Below are 14,846 nucleotides of genomic sequence, written 5' to 3'. Positions count from 1 at the left end.
CCACTCCCCCGGATCCGGCGCCGTCGAACCCGGGCTCTCCCTGGTGATCATCACACCGCGCGACGACGTCGCCGTGCACGCGCCGGATCCACGCGCCGCCGAGCCCCTCATGGCCTCCGGCACACCCCACCTGTACGCGGGCGTCGTGGAGGGAACGGGCGTCGTCGGCCCGCTCGTCCTGCCCGGCGAGTCGGCCTGCGCCGGCTGCCTGCACGAGGACCGCACGGACCGGGACCCCGCCTGGCCCCGGCTGATCGCCCAGTGGCGCTCCGGCCGGGCCCGCCAGGTCGGCGCCTGCGACCTGACCCTGTCCACCGCGGTCGCCGGACTGGCCGCGGCACACGCCCTGGTCTTCCTCGACGGCGGATCGCCGTCGAGCACAGGAGCCCGCTGGGAGGTGTCCCTACCCGGCCTGAACTGGCATTCCCGCCCGGTCTGGCCCCATCCGGCATGCGGCTGCGGTGCGGCGGACAGAGCCAAGGGAGAGCACTCCTCAACCGACGGCCGGCGACGCGCGACAATGGCGGTGCAACGGCCGTCGACGGAGCCGGCACACGAAGCAGGCGCGGCGCGGCCGACTGGGACCTGGAGGGCGCATGTCTGATCTTCCCCGGAAGGCGGTCACCCGTACCGCCAAGCTCGCCGCGCTCCCGCTCGGCTTCGCCGGCCGGGCGACCTGGGGGCTGGGCAAGCGGATCGTGGGCGAGTCCGCGGAGATCGTCGGCCGGGAGCTGCAACAGCGGACGGCGGAGCAGCTGTTCAAAGTGCTCGGCGAGCTGAAGGGCGGGGCGATGAAGTTCGGGCAGGCCCTGTCCGTCTTCGAGTCCGCGCTGCCCGAGGAGATCGCCGGCCCCTACCGCGCGGCCCTGACCAAGCTGCAGGAGGCGGCCCCGCCGATGCCGACCCGTACCGTGCACGCGGTGCTGGAGGAGCGGCTGGGCCCGGACTGGCGCGACCTGTTCGAGGAGTTCGAGGACAAGCCGGCGGCCGCGGCCTCCATCGGCCAGGTGCACCGCGCGGTGTGGCACGACGGCCGCGAGGTGGCGGTCAAGGTGCAGTACCCGGGCGCCGGCGAGGCCCTGCTGTCCGACCTCGGCCAACTGAGCCGGTTCGCCCGGCTGTTGGGTCCGCTCATCCCCGGCATGGACATCAAGCCGCTGATCGCGGAGCTGAGGGACCGCGTTTCCGAGGAGCTGGACTACGGCCTGGAGGCCCAGGCCCAGGCGGCGCACGCGCAGGAGTTCGCGGACGACCCGGACGTGGTGGTTCCGGCGGTGGTCCACCAGTGCGACCAGGTTCTGGTCACCGAGTGGATCGAGGGCCTCCCGCTGTCCGAGGTCATCTCGGACGGCACCCAGGTGCAGCGCGACCGTGCCGGTCAGCTCCTGGCCCGCTTCCTCTTCTCGGGCCCGGCCCGCACCGGCCTGCTGCACGCCGACCCGCATCCGGGCAACTTCCGGCTGCTGCCCGGCGGCCCGGCCGGTGAGGACGACTGGCGCCTCGGCGTCCTCGACTTCGGCACGGTCGACCGGCTCCCCGGCGGCCTGCCGGCGCCGATCGGGATCTCCCTGCGGCTGACGCTGGACGGCGACGCGGAGACGGTCTACGAACATCTGTGCACGGAGGGATTCGTCAAGGAATCCATAGAGCTGGATCCCGACGCGGTCCTCGACTATCTGCTGCCGATCATCGAGCCCGCCCGGGTCGACGCGTTCACCTTCACCCGTTCCTGGATGCGCAGCCAGGCGGCCCGCATCGCCGACCCCCGGTCCCCCGCCTACCAGCTGGGCAAGCAGCTCAACCTGCCGCCCGCCTATCTGCTGATCCACCGGGTGACCCTGAGCACCATCGGCGTGCTGTGCCAACTGGGCGCCACGGTGCGGCTCCGCGAGGAACTGGAGGAGTGGCTCCCGGGGTTCGTCGCTGAAGCAGACGCGGAGGAGGAGCAACCGGCAGCGGAGGCCTGATCCTGGCGTTCGCACGTCCGTGCGTCCGTGCGTCCGATGCGGTCATCGCGCGCGGCGTCCGTGCGGCTGATGCGGTCATCGGGCGTGGGAGGGAGGGGGCCCGGGGTGAGAAGTCACCACCACGCCGAGTCCAGCCGCCCCTCGATCGCCCGCAGGTTCTCCCGGGAGCAGGCGTCGCAGAAGTACTGGCGGATGCCGTTCTCCACGGAGCAGGTCCAGGTGACCGGCGGGGAGCCGGCGGCGGGGGTGCCGCAGCGGGCGCACACCAGAGGCAGCCCGTGCTCCATGGTGGAGCCGCCCTGATCACTTCCGCCGGGAAGACTCGTCACCCGCTGACGATAACTCCATGACCGGCCGATCGCCGTGCACAACGCACCGCGGGGGCCGGTCCGTTCGGCCGGACCGGCCCCCGCGCAGAAGGACATCGCCTCCCTGGGCCGGGAGGCCGCCGCTTCTCAGGTGTGATCGTTACTGCATGACCGCCATGGCGAGCGCGCGGCGGGCGCGCAGCGAGGCGCGCTCGGCCCGGCGCTGCATGCGCTGGGCGACGGCCAGGCGCACGGCCCGGCGTTCCCGCTCGGCGTCATGGAGTCGGTCGTGCATATGCGCACGAGCCAGGGCTTCTTGCATGAGTTGCATCTCTCGGGTCCTGTTCTGGCGCGCTTCGGTCGCGCCGCTGGTGGTGAAGTCTGTGGTCGCGGAGCCGGCGGGCTCGCTGGTGGACGGCTTCATCGGGGCCTGCTTCTGGGGGTCGTGCGTGAGGGGGCGGTCGATCGTTCCTGCGGTGTTCATGCCGTGACCGGGTTCTTCCGCGGGCGGCCACGCGGCCGCTTCCGGGCGACGACGACACCCTGGACGAACAGCTCGCCACCCCAGACGCCCCAGGGCTCACGCCGCTCCTTGGCGCCGGCGAGGCAGGCCTCGATCAGCGGGCAGGTGCGGCAGAGGGACTTGGCGTATTCGACGTCCGCCGGCGACTCCGCGAAGAAGACCTCCGGGTCGTAGGAGCGGCAGGGGACGGGTACACCGAGGTTCTCGATGGCGTCGTCGAGCGCGGTGAGCGCGGTGAGGGGGGTCAAGGTGGAGTCCTCCGTGAGGCCGGGCGGGGGGATCGTCTGTGAAGGCGGTACGGACGGGGCGTGCGCTTCGAGTTGCACGGTTCGTCTTCCTCGTCTGGTCGGGTCCGGCCGGTTGGCCGGGTGTCGGCTTGGTACCGGGTTCTTTTCTTGTCCCGAGGCCCCTTCGCTCTGTCGTCCCCGTTCGGGGAAAACAGAAGGGCCGCGGATCCCGGATGGGGTTCCGCGGCCCTGAAGGCGCCGGCCTGATCGGCGATCAGGCTGGATCACTCCAGGGTTCTGGCCCACGGAAGGCCCACATCAGGTGGTGCTGCGTCGTCTGCTTCCGGAATCCGGCACCGGCCGCCGCAAGGGCATAGGCGTGTGCCTGTGCCACTACTGCTTCCAGTGCCTTGGTCGGTCGCACATTGCGCTCGCGGACGGGAAGGCCCGCGAGAGACAGGGAGGACGCCGGACGCACGGCACGGATGCCGGACAGACCGGTGCCCTGCTGCGAGGCGCCGAGCATGCACGTGGAGACGGCCGAGCGATCGGTCAGTTTGGCCGTGCTGATGGTGCTGATGTTGATGCTGATCACTGGACTCGCCTCCTCTCGGCGTCTCGGGGACCGGGTGAACCGGTCCGCTCGGGTATGCAAGTACATCACGGAATCGGCGCCTTGGAGAAGGCCGCTGTTTCCGTGCCTAGAACCTATGGGGATTGCTGGGGCGGGCGCAAACTATTTTTTCGACGAGTTCGTATCAGTCGTCCTCATCGCCTTCCTCGGGCTCCTGGCCTGCGCAGATGGCCAGTACGTCGGCTCCGTAGCTGCGCAGCTTGCGGCTGAGGACGCCGGGGATGCGGGAGAGTTCGGCGGGGTTCTCGGGACGTGCCTCGGCGATGGCCATGAGGGTGCGGTCGGTGAAGACGCAGAAGTCCGGCTGCCCGCTGCGCTCGGCCTGGACGGCACGCCACTCCCGCAGCCGTTCGTAGAGTCCTTCGTCCATGTCGGAGGGGCAGTCCTCGCAGCGCATCAGCTTCATCTCGCCCGCGTCGGTGAGGGTGCGCCCGCAGACCCGGCAACGGGCGGGGGTCCGCTGGGTGCGCCGGGGGGCGGCGACGGAGGCGCCGGTGCTGCCGCGGTCGACGCCTCCGGCGGCGCCGGCGCCGCCGCGGCCGACGGTGGGGGCGGTGCCGGGGCGCAGGCCGTCGAGGAAGCGGCTGGGTCTGCGGTTGGGGCGGCCGCCGGGTGAGCGGGACAGGGCCCAGGAGACGTGGAGCCGCTCGCGGGCGCGGGTGACGCCGACGTAGAGGAGGCGGCGTTCCTCCTCGATCTGCTCGTCCGTCCGGGCGTAGGTGATGGGCAGCATGCCCTCGGCGATGCCGACCAGGAAGACGACGTCCCACTCGAGGCCCTTGGCGGCGTGCAGGGAGGCGAGGGTGACGCCCTGGACGGTCGGGGCGTGCTGGGCGTTCGCCCGCTCGTCCAGTTCCGTCACGAAGTCGCCGAGGGTGGCGCCGGGCCTGGCGGCGGCGAGGTCGTGGGCGAGGTTGACGAGGGCGGCGAGGGATTCCCAGCGCTCTCTGACGGCGCCGGAGCCGGCCGGTGGCTCGGTGGTCCAGCCTTCTCCGGACAGGACGGCACGCACCTGGGAGGGCAGGTCGACGGCGTCGTCGAGGAGGGAGTCGTTGCCGCCGAAGCGGGCGGCGCCGCGCAGGGCGATGCCGGCCTTGCGCACCTCGGGCCGGTCGAAGAAGCGCTCGGCGCCGCGCAGTTGGTAGGGGACGCCGGCGTCGGCGAGTGCCTGCTCGTAGGTCTCGGACTGGGAGTTCGTGCGGAACAGGACGGCGATCTCGGCGGCGGGCACGCCCGCGTCGATGAGTTCGCGGATGCGGCGGGCCGCGCCCTCGGCCTCGGCGGGCTCGTCGGTGTACTCGGTGTAGACGGGTTCGGGGCCGGCGGGGCGCTGGGAGACCAGTTCCAGCCGGTGGTCGGCGGCGCGGCCGCGGGCCTGGGCGAGCAGGCCGTTGGCGAGGTGGACGACCTGGGGGGTGGAACGGTAGTCGCGCACGAGTTTGACGACGGTGGCGCCGGGATGGCGGAGGCGGAAGTCGAGGAGGTGGTCGGGCGTTGCGCCGGTGAACGAGTAGATCGTCTGGCTGGCGTCGCCGACGACGCACAGGCTGTCGCGCTCGCCGAGCCACAGGTCCAGGAGCCGCTGCTGCAGGGGGCTGACGTCCTGGTATTCGTCGACGACGAAGTGCTGGTACTGGGCGCGGACCTGTTCGGCGACGTCGTGCCGGTCCTGGAGGATGGCGACGGTCAGCAGCAGGACGTCCTCGAAGTCGATCACGGCGCGGTCGCGTTTGAGGTCTTCGTAAGCCGCGTAGAGGTGCGCGATCTCGGCGGGGTCGCGGGGTGCCTCGCGGCCGGCCTTCGCAGCCGCGTAGGGGTAGTCGGCGGGGATGGTCTGGGTGACCTTGGACCATTCGATCTCGGCGGTGACGTCGCGCAGCTCGTTGCGGTCGAGCCTGGTGCCGAGGGCGGCGGCTGCGTCGGCGACGAGCTGGATCTTGCGGTCGACGAGCCGGGGCATGCCGCCGCCGATGGCTTTCGGCCAGAAGTACTGCAGCTGGCGCAGGGCGGCCGAGTGGAAGGTGCGGGCCTGGACGCCGTGGGCGCCGAGCTGGCGCAGCCGGCCGCGCATCTCTCCGGCGGCGCGGTTGGTGAAGGTGACGGCGAGCACACTGGAGGGCTGCAGGATGCCGGCGCGCACGCCGTAGGCGATGCGGTGGGTGATCGCCCGGGTCTTGCCCGTGCCCGCTCCGGCCAGTACGCACACCGGGCCGTGCAGGGCGGTGGCCACCTCGCGCTGCTCGGGGTCGAGCCCTTCGAGCACCGCGTCGGCCGTTTCGGGTGCCTGCGGGAAAAGGGTGGAGTGCGTTGCTGCTGTCACACGGCCATGCTGCCAGGTCGTCCGGGACGGCTGTGCCGGTTGTCCACAGGGGGACATTGGTTGTCGTACTAATGCGGCAGGTGTCACAGTCGCGGCGCATACCCCCTACGGGAATGGGGGGCGGGTGGCGGCGCATACCCCCTACGGGAATGGGGGGCGGGTGGCTTACGTTCACCCCCTGGACGACGTTTTCCGAGCTGCCTGAGGAGCGCGAGAGACATGCAGGGAACTGTGACGATGTACAGCACGACTTGGTGCGGTTACTGCCGGCGGCTGAAGAGCCAGCTGGACCGGGAGGGCATCGCCTACACCGAGATCAACATCGAGCAGGACCCCGAGTCCGCGGCCTTCGTGGAGAAGGCGAATGGCGGAAACCAGACGGTCCCGACCGTGCTCTTCGCGGACGGCAGCACGCTGACCAACCCGTCGCTGGCTCAGGTGAAGCAGAAGCTCGCCGCGTGATGTTCCGCGGTTTGCCGCGGTGATCGCAGCAGAGCGGCCCCCGATGCGTCGGGGGCCGCTCCGCTGTGTCCTCTCGGGCGGGCTCCGCTGTGTCCTCTCGGGTGTCGTGTCCCGTACCGCGGTGTCGCGTCACAGGAGCCGTCGCCGGTAGGCGGCAGCCCGGCAGGAGTCGGCGGGCGGCCGCGCGGACCTGCTTCCAGCACGGGGGCGGGTTCTGCGGGGTATGTCGGCCGCACCGCGCCTGCCGCCCGTGCAGGCGGGCGCGGAGGCGGCTCGCCGGTACCCCGCGGCCGCTGTTCGCCTGGCCCAGGACGGTGTGGTCGGGGGCCGGTCGCGACGACGATCAGCGGACCGCCGGGCGAGACGGGCCGGATGCTCCCGTACCGGCCGCCCGGCCGCCGTGCCGCCTCAGACGGAGCTGCGCACCGGCAGCGGCTTGCCGTACCACATCTCGATCAGTCGGGCGGCGATGGAGATGCCGTAGGGCGGCAGCACGTCGCCGGACTCGAAGGCCTGGTGGAGTTCCTCCCGGGAGAACCAGCGGGCCTCGTGGATCTCGTCGCCGTCGACGTCGATCTCGGTGGAGGTGGCACGGGCCATGAAGCCGAGCATCAGGCTGGACGGGAAGGGCCAGGGCTGGCTGGCGACGTACTCGACGGGGCCTACGGCGACGCCGACCTCCTCGGACACCTCGCGGCGCACCGCGTGCTCGATGGACTCGCCGGGTTCGACGAAGCCGGCGAGCGTGGAGAAGCGGCCCTCGGGCCAGTGGACCTGGCGGCCGAGGAGGATGCGGTCGTCCTCGTCGGTGACGGCCATGATCACGGCCGGGTCGGTGCGCGGGTAGTGCTCGGCGCCGCAGGCGGGGCAGCGACGGATGTGGCCGGCGGCGGCAATGACGGTGCGCTCGCCGCAGCGGGAGCAGAAGCGGTGGGTGCGTTGCCAGTTCTCCAGGCCGACGGCGTGCACCATGAGCCCGGCGTCGCGCGGCGACAGCAGCAGGCCCGCCTCGCGCAGGCCCGCCGGGCGCGCGGACTGGTCGATGCGGCCGGGCAGCGCGTCCTTCTGGAGGGCGAAGTAGGCCACGCCTTCCTCGTCGATGCCGAGGAAGTAGCGGTGCGCCTCGGTGAGGGGGGCCTCGAAGGACGGCGTCATGACGAGTTCGGTCCGGCCGTCGGGGGTCTCGTCGATGAGCACCTGGCCGCCGGAGACCACGAAGCAGCGGGTCGTGGGGTGGCTCCACGCCGCCGCGAGCCAGGCCTCGTCCAGCCGGTGGTGGGCGGCGCGGTCGATGCCGCTCGGGGCGGTCAGCGAGATGGGTCGGTCGGCTGTGTGGTCGGTGCAGGTGGTGGTCACGGGTGCTTCCAACTCCCCCAGTACGGCGTTTTCGGTCGGGCGGCGGTTCGGCGGGTCGTAGGACGGGCCCGGGCGGGACGGTGGGGCGGTTTCTCCAGTGTGCCCCCGCGTGCGATGCGCTTCCGTGTGGCGCCGGCCGGTCAGGGCGCGGCCCGCCAGGCGTCGGCGAGGTCGCCCCACAGGTAGGCGCTGGTCTCGACGCCCTTGAGGAGGAGGTCCAGTTCGACCTTCTCGTTGGGGGCGTGCCAGCCGTCGGAGGGGACGGAGATGCCCAGGAAGAGCACGGGGGCGCCGAGGACTTCCTGCAGGTCGGCGGCGGGTCCGGAGCCGCCCTCGCGGGTGAAGCGGACCGGGCTCTGGAAGGCCCGGCTCATGGCGCGGGTCAGGGACCGCAGGGCGGGGTGGTCGAGCGGGGTCAGGCAGGGCCGGGTGGCGGAGCCGAAGGCGATCTCCTGCCGGATCCCGGCGGGCACCTGCTCGGCGGCCCAGGCGCGGACGGCCTTCTCGATGTGGTCGGGGTTCGTCCGGCGACCAGCCGGAAGGACAGCTTCACCATGGCGGAGGACGGGATGATCGTCTTGCTGCCGGGGCCCTGGTAGCCGCCGCCGATGCCGTTGACCTCGGCGGTGGGGCGGGCCCAGATCCGCTCGAGGGTGGTGTGTCCGGCCTCGCCGTGGGTGGCGTGGGACCTGGCGGTGACCAGCCACCGCTGCTCGTCGAAGGGCAGTTCGGCGAACAGTTCGCGTTCGCGGTCGGTGAGCTCGACGATGCCGTCGTAGAAGCCGGGGATCGCCACGCGCGCGTGCTCGTCGTGGAGGGCCGCGACGAGGCGCGCGGCGGCGGTGGCCGGGTTGGGGACGGCTCCGCCGAAGGATCCGGAGTGGATGTCCTGGTCGGGGCCGTGGAGCCGGATCTCGCACTCGGCGAGGCCGCGCATGCCGGTGCACACCGTCGGGATGTCCTCGGCCCACATGCCGGTGTCGGAGACGATCACGGCGTCGGCGGCGAGCCGCTCGGCCCGCTGCTCCACCAGGGACCGCAAGTGCGGGGAGCCGGATTCCTCCTCGCCCTCGATCAGCAGCTTCAGGTTGACCGCGGGGGCGGTGCGGCCGGTGGCGGCGAGGTGGGCGCGGACGCCGAGTGTGTGGAAGAACACCTGTCCTTTGTCGTCGGCGGCCCCGCGCGCGTACAGGCGGTTCTCCCGGACGACCGGTTCGAACGGCTCGCTGTCCCAGCCGTCCTCGCGGGCGGCGGGCTGCACGTCGTGGTGGCCGTAGACGAGCACGGTGGGCGCCTGCGGGTCGTCGGAGGGCCACTCGGCGTAGACGGCGGGGGCGCCGGGGGTGGGCCAGACCTCGACGGTCGGGAAGCCGGTCTCCTTCAGCTTGGCGGCGAGCCAGTCGGCGCTGCGCCGCACGTCGGGCGCGTGGTCGGGCTGGGCGGACACGGAGGGGATGCGCAGCCATGCGGTGAGGTCGGCGAGGAAGGCGGTGCGGTGCTGCTCGATGTACGTGCGGACGGCGCTGTCCGGGGTCTGGCTCATGCACTCGAGCCTATCGGCCCGCGCCGGCGTCGCCGGCGGAGGTTCGTCACACTCAGGTTCCGCGTGGTAGCGCTTCGATTGCGCCGGGTGCTCCTTCCGTTTCCGGTGCGCCGGGTGCCCTCTCCGCCTCGGCCGCGCCGGGTGCTGCCTGCGGCTCTCCCCTGAGCAGCCGCTCCAGCGCGGCCCGGTCCGGCAGGTTCCGGGGGCGGACGACCTCGCCGCTGCGCACGTACAGGAAGGCGGCGGTGACCGCGTCGAGCGGGACGCCCTGCTGCTCGGCCCAGGCCAGCCGGTACACGGCGAGCTGGAGCGGGTCGCCGGTGTGGGCGCGGCCGGTCTTCCAGTCCACGATCTCGTACGTGGCGGCCGCCCCGTCGCCGTGCCGGTACACGGCGTCGATGCGCCCGCGGACGACGCGCCCGGCGAGGGAGAGCTGGAAGGGCGCCTCGACGCGGTAGGGGGTGCGCCGGGCGTACTCGGTGCGTTCGAAGGCTTCCTTCAGGGCTTCCAGGTCGCTTTCGTCGGCGATCTCCGCGTCGCTGCCGGGCAGCTCCTCCGGCTCCAGCAGGGGCAGTGACAGCTCCTCGTAGCGGGCTTCGACCCAGGCGTGGAAGCGGGTGCCGCGGCGCGCGGCCGGCTGCGGCGGGCGCGGCATGGGGCGCGCGAGTTCCTGTGCGAGCCCGTCCGGGTCCTTGGCGAGGCGCAGCAGCTGGGACGCGGTCAGGCCGGCGGGCAGGGGCACGTCGGTGACGGTCCTGCGGGCGCGCAGCAGTTCTCCGGTGAGCGCGTCCAGGTCGCGGTCCCAGGAGGCGACGAGACGCGCCTCTTCGGGGGTGAGAGCCAACCGCTCCGGCTCGGCGGTGCGCGGGTGTGCGGTGGGTGCGGGCGCCTGGTGGGGGACGGTGGGCCGGCCGGCGCTCCAGGTGTCCCGGTCGGCGGGCTCGTCCGGGTGGGACGCGGCGGCCTCATCGGCGTACGGCGGCTCGTCCGAGTGGGACACGTCGTCGTATCTCGGCTCGTCCGGGTGGGGCGCGACAGTCTCGTCGGCGTACCGCGGCTCGTCCGCGTGGGACACGTCGTCGTACGGCGGCTCGTCCGGGTGGGGCGCGGCGGCCTCGTCGTCGTAGAGGTGCTCAGCGTCGTACTCGCCGTAGGGGTCCGCGTCCTCCGGTGGCGGGGGCCAGTCGGGGTCCTCGAAGGCGGCGGGGTCGTGGGTGGCCGGCGGGGGGCCGTCCTGGGCGGCGAGGTCGTCCAGGTGGGCGAGGACCGTCTCGGCGGCGGCGCGGCGGCGGGCCAGGGCCGCGTCGTCGAGTGGCAGCGGCCAGACCTGGTCGGCGCCGGCCGTGTGCAGGGCCGGGTTCTCCTCGTCCTCGGCGGGCTGTTCCGCCCACGCCTCGATCTCGCCGTGACCGGCGGCGCAGTGGTCGTACAGCGCCTGGAGGAAGTCGGAGGGGCCGCGCGGTTTCTTCTGGCTGGGCCCCCACCAGTGGCCGGAGCCGAGGAGGAGGGAGCGGGGGCGGGTGAAGGTGACGTAGCCGAGGCGGAGTTCCTCGGTGTGCTGGTGGTCCTTCATGGCCTCGTGGAAGGCCTTCATGCCGCGCGCGTCCCAGCTGTCGATGTCGGGCAGGGTGGCGGCGTCGCCGCGCAGCGGGTGCGGCAGCACCTTGGCCTGCGCGGTCCACTTCTCGCGGCCCTGGGCGCTCGGAAAGGTGCCGTCGACCAGTCCGGGGACGGCGACGACGTCCCACTCCAGGCCCTTGGACTTGTGGGCGGTGAGCACCTTGACCGTGTTCTCGCCGCCGGGCAGGGCGTTGTCGAGGCCCTTTTCGTACTGGGCGGCGGTGCGCAGGAAGCCGAGGAAGGCGAGCAGGGTGGCCTCGCCGTCGCTCGCCGCGAAGGACGCGGCGACGTCCAGGAAGTTGGACAGGGTCTCCCGGCGGCGTGCGGCGAGCGCGTGCGGGGACGCGGACAGTTCCACCTCGAGGCCGGTGACGGCGAGGACGCGGTGCAGGACGTCCATCAGCGGGTCGGACAGCGAGCGGCGCAGGTCGCGCAGTTCGGCGGCGAGGCGGGCGAAGCGCACGCGCGCGTCCGGGGAGAACGGCAAGCCGTCGTCGTCCGCGTCGCCTTCCATGGGGGCTTCGAGGAAGGTGTCGAGGGCGTCCGCGAGCGATATCACCTCGGCCGGGTCGACGCCTTCCACGGCCGCGGCGAGCCTGCGGTCCGGGTCGTCGCTGCCGTCCACGCGCGCGTGGGCGACCAGCAGACGGGCGCGGCGGCCCAGCAGGGCGAGGTCGCGGGGGCCGATGCGCCAGCGGGGACCGGTCAGCAGGCGCACCAGGGCCGCGTTGGCGCCGGGGTCCTGCAGCACCTCGCAGACGGCGACGAGGTCGGCGACCTCGGGCAGGTGCAGCAGCCCGGACAGGCCGACCACCTCGACGGGAACGTCCCGGGCGACGAGGGCGCCCTGGATCTCGGCGAAGTCGGTGGCCGTGCGGCACAGGACGGCGATCTCGGCGGGGGCGGTGCCGGTGCGCACCAGGTGGGCGATCGAGTCGGCGAGCCAGTCGATCTCCTCGGCGTGGGTGCGCAGCAGGGCGCAGCGGACCATGCCGTCGTACTCGGCGCCGGAGGCCGGCCGGAGGGCCTCCACGCCCGCGTGCATGGCGCGCAGCGGCTCGGCGAGGCCGTTGGCGAGGTCGAGGAGGCGGCCGCCGCTGCGGCGGTTCTCGCTGAGGGCCTGCCGGGTGGCGGGGCGGCCGTCGGCGTGGGCGAAGTGCCGTGGGAAGTCGTCGAGGTTGGCGACGGAGGCGCCGCGCCAGCCGTAGATGGCCTGGCAGGGGTCGCCGACGGCGGTGACCGGGTGGCCGGTGCCCTCGCCGAACAGGCCCGCGAGCAGGACGCGTTGGGCGACGGAGGTGTCCTGGTACTCGTCCAGGAGCACCACGCGGAACTCCTCGCGCAGCAGGCGGCCCACCTCGGGGATGGCGGCGAGGCGTGCGGACAGGGCGATCTGGTCGCCGAAGTCGAGCAGGTCGCGTTCGCGTTTGGCGGCCCGGTAGCGCTGGACGAGGTCGGCGAGTTCCCGGCGGGCGGCGGCGGCCTCGGGGACCTTGCGCAGGTCGGCGTTGGTGAGCTTGGCGCCCTCCAGCGTGCTCAGCAGGTCCGCGTCCCAGGCGCGCAGGTGCTCGGGGTCGACGAGGTGTTCGGCGAGTTCTGAGTCGAGGGCGAGCAGGTCGCTGACGAGGTCGGCGAAGGAGCGGGTCAGGGCCGGGTAGGGGCCTGGGGCCTCGCGCAGCACGCGTGCGGCGAGCTGGTAGCGGGTGGCGTCGGCCAGGAGGCGGGAGGTGGGTTCCAGGCCGATGCGCAGGCCGTGGTCGGTGAGCAGGCGGCCGGCGAAGGCGTGGTACGTGGAGATGACCGGCTCGCCCGGAGGGTTGTCCGGGTCCGGCCAGAAGGGGTCGGCGCGAAGCGCTGTCGTTGAGGCGGTGTGGTCGGGTGACGGGAGGGCGTCCGGGTCGGTGACGCCGGCCTTGACCAGGGCCTTGCGGACGCGCTCGGCCAGTTCGCCCGCGGCCTTGTTGGTGAAGGTGAGGCCGAGGACCTGTTCGGGGGCGACCTGTCCGGTGCCGACCAGCCAGACCACGCGGGCCGCCATCACGGTGGTCTTGCCCGACCCGGCTCCGGCGACGATCACCTGTGGGGCGGGCGGCGCGGTGATGCAGGCCGTCTGCTCCGGGGTGAACGGGATGCCGAGGAGCTCCTTGAGCTGCTCGGGATCGGTGATACGGGCGGGCATGTCGGAAAAGGCTAGCGGCGGGCACTGACAGCCGGGCGCGGCTCGGCCGCCCGTGACGGAAGAGACGCACGTCAGCGGCTGTGACGGTGGATGCCTGGGGTGCCGAAGGTCACTCCGCCGCGTACGGCTGCGCGCCGGACACCGCTTCGTGGCCGGCGGCCGCGTGACCGCTCACGGCCGCGCGGCCGTACGCCTGGTCCGCCTCATGTCACTCCACGACATGGCGTCCCTCGGGCCGTGCGCTGCACGAGGCGCGGAACGCGCAGTGGGTGCAGTGCTGGCCGGTGCTCGGTGTGAACCGCTCGTCGAGGACCTTCCCGGCGGCGGTGGCGAGCAGCTCGCCGACCCACTCCCCCGACAGCGGCTCCTGGGTCTGCACCTTGGGCAGAAGGTCGCCGCCGTCGCGCTTGGCGGCGCCCTGTCTGAGGTGGACCAGTTCGGCGCCGCCCGGCTCGGGACGCGCGCCGTCGAAGGCGGTGTCGACGGCGCCCTCGCGCAGGGCGAGCTGGTAGACGGCGAGCTGGGGGTGGCGGGCCACCTCCGCGGCGGTGGGCGCCTGTTTGCCGGTCTTGAAATCGACCACGTAGGCGCGGCCCTCGGCGTCCGTCTCGACGCGGTCCATCTGGCCGCGGATGCGAACCTGGTAGTCGCCGGCCTCCAGGGTGACGTCGAAGTCCTGCTCGCTGGCGACGGGAGTGCGGCCGACGCGGTTCAGCACGTGCCAGTTCAGGAAGCGTTCGAGCGCCGCGCGCGCGTTGTCCTTCTCCTGCCGGGACTTCCAGGGCGCGTCGAAGGCGAGCGCGTTCCACACCGAGTCCAGGCGTTCCATCAGGACGTCCAGATCCGCCGGGGTACGGCCGGAGGCGACCTCGTCGGCGAGGACGTGGACGACGTTGCCGAAACCCTGCGCGGTGGTGGCGGGCGCGTCGGCCTTCACCTCGCGCCCCAGGAACCACTGCAGCGCACAGGTGTTGGCGAGCTGGTCGAGGGCGCTGCCGGAGAGCACGACGGGCTGGTCGCGGTTGCGCAGCGGCACCTTGCTCTCGGTCGGCTCGAACATGCCCCACCAGCGGTAGGGGTGCGCGGACGGCACCAGGGGTCGGCCGTCCTCGTCGGCGAGCGCGGCGAGCCGGGCCAGCCGGCGGGCGGCGGCCTCGCGCAGGGCGGCGGAGGCGCGCGGGTCGACGGTGGTGGCGCGCAGCTCGGCGACGAGCGCGGCCACGGACAGCGGGCGGCGGGGCCGGCCGGTGACGTCCTTGGGTTCGACGCCCAGTTCGGTCAGGAACCGGGAGGGCTGGTCGCCGTCGTCGGCCGGTGCCTTGACGGCGGTCACCACGAGGCGTTCACGCGCGCGCGTGGCGGCGACGTAGAACAGGCGGCGCTCCTCGGCGAGCAGCGCGCCCGGGGTGAGCGGTTCGGCGAGTCCGTCGCGGCCGATGCGGTCGGCCTCCAGCAGCGAGCCGCGGCGGCGCAGGTCGGGCCAGAGTCCCTCCTGGACGCCGGCGACGACGACCAGCCGCCACTCCAGGCCCTTGGCGCGGTGCGCGGTCATCAGCCGTACGGCGTCGGGGCGTACCGCGCGGCGGGTGAGGGTGTCGGCGGCGATGTCCTCGGCCTCGATCTCCTCCAGGAAGTTGAGGGCGCCCCGGCCACCGGTGCGCTCCTCGGCGCGCGCGGCGGTGGCGAACAGCGCGCATACGGCGTCCA

At 73.1% G+C, this 14,846-nt stretch carries 11 protein-coding genes and 1 pseudogene; 3 read left to right on the top strand and 9 right to left on the bottom strand.

The genetic code is table 11. The annotated features are described in order from the left end of the window. Both ACLU3S_RS30150 and ACLU3S_RS30145 read left to right on the top strand, forming a co-directional pair. On the top strand, window positions 1-604 hold a 604-nt coding region (locus tag ACLU3S_RS30150; protein WP_413955139.1), incomplete at its 5' end, for a TOMM precursor leader peptide-binding protein. Then, a complete protein-coding gene (locus tag ACLU3S_RS30145) occupies window positions 597-1,967 on the top strand; it encodes an ABC1 kinase family protein (protein WP_413955138.1) in 1,371 nt (456 codons plus the stop codon). The genes ACLU3S_RS30150 and ACLU3S_RS30145, both read left to right, overlap by 8 nt. A 113-nt stretch (window positions 1,968-2,080) precedes the next feature. Here ACLU3S_RS30145 and ACLU3S_RS30140 read toward each other — a convergent pair whose 3' ends face one another. From ACLU3S_RS30140 to ACLU3S_RS30120, 5 genes are all read right to left on the bottom strand, one after another. After that, the gene (locus ACLU3S_RS30140; RefSeq protein ID WP_413955137.1) at window positions 2,081-2,296 is read right to left on the bottom strand and encodes a hypothetical protein; all 216 of its coding nucleotides are present in this window, start codon (window positions 2,294-2,296) and stop codon (window positions 2,081-2,083) included. Between the two features lie 139 nt (window positions 2,297-2,435). Beyond that, complete coding sequence (locus ACLU3S_RS30135) at window positions 2,436-2,759, bottom strand: hypothetical protein (RefSeq protein WP_413955136.1); 324 nt, start codon at window positions 2,757-2,759, stop codon at window positions 2,436-2,438. Then, window positions 2,756-3,124: a WhiB family transcriptional regulator gene (locus ACLU3S_RS30130; RefSeq protein WP_023546912.1), complete on the bottom strand. Its 369-nt coding sequence runs from the start codon at window positions 3,122-3,124 to the stop codon at window positions 2,756-2,758. The genes ACLU3S_RS30135 and ACLU3S_RS30130 overlap by 4 nt, the downstream gene beginning before the upstream one ends. Window positions 3,125-3,299: 175 nt before the next feature. Continuing rightward, complete coding sequence (locus tag ACLU3S_RS30125) at window positions 3,300-3,620, bottom strand: hypothetical protein (protein ID WP_413955135.1); 321 nt, start codon at window positions 3,618-3,620, stop codon at window positions 3,300-3,302. Window positions 3,621-3,783: 163 nt separating this feature from the next. After that, a complete protein-coding gene (locus ACLU3S_RS30120; protein ID WP_413955134.1) occupies window positions 3,784-6,036 on the bottom strand; it encodes an ATP-dependent DNA helicase UvrD2 in 2,253 nt (750 codons plus the stop codon). A 162-nt stretch (window positions 6,037-6,198) separates the two neighbouring features. Here ACLU3S_RS30120 and ACLU3S_RS30115 point away from each other — a divergent pair, with 162 nt between their 5' ends. After that, window positions 6,199-6,441 (top strand): mycoredoxin, encoded by a 243-nt coding sequence (locus ACLU3S_RS30115; protein WP_030649619.1) that lies wholly within the window; start codon window positions 6,199-6,201, stop codon window positions 6,439-6,441. Window positions 6,442-6,849: 408 nt separating this feature from the next. Here the strand turns inward: ACLU3S_RS30115 and nudC are convergent, their stop codons facing one another. From nudC to ACLU3S_RS30095, 4 genes and pseudogenes are all read right to left on the bottom strand, one after another. After that, window positions 6,850-7,797: an NAD(+) diphosphatase gene (nudC, locus tag ACLU3S_RS30110; protein ID WP_413955133.1), complete on the bottom strand. Its 948-nt coding sequence runs from the start codon at window positions 7,795-7,797 to the stop codon at window positions 6,850-6,852. Between the two features lie 140 nt (window positions 7,798-7,937). Further along, a pseudogene (locus ACLU3S_RS30105) lies at window positions 7,938-9,340 on the bottom strand (dipeptidase). 52 nt (window positions 9,341-9,392) lie between these two features. Beyond that, complete coding sequence (locus tag ACLU3S_RS30100) at window positions 9,393-13,139, bottom strand: UvrD-helicase domain-containing protein (protein WP_413955132.1); 3,747 nt, start codon at window positions 13,137-13,139, stop codon at window positions 9,393-9,395. Window positions 13,140-13,347: 208 nt separating this feature from the next. Further along, a partial coding sequence (locus tag ACLU3S_RS30095) for a PD-(D/E)XK nuclease family protein (protein ID WP_413955131.1) occupies window positions 13,348-14,846 on the bottom strand: 1,499 nt, incomplete at its 5' end.

Origin of the sequence: Streptomyces sp. AF1A (assembly GCF_047340315.1) — a bacterium.
In the GTDB taxonomy this organism is placed as follows: Bacteria; Actinomycetota; Actinomycetes; order Streptomycetales; family Streptomycetaceae; genus Streptomyces.
This window is presented reverse-complemented; position numbering and strand designations above follow the sequence as displayed.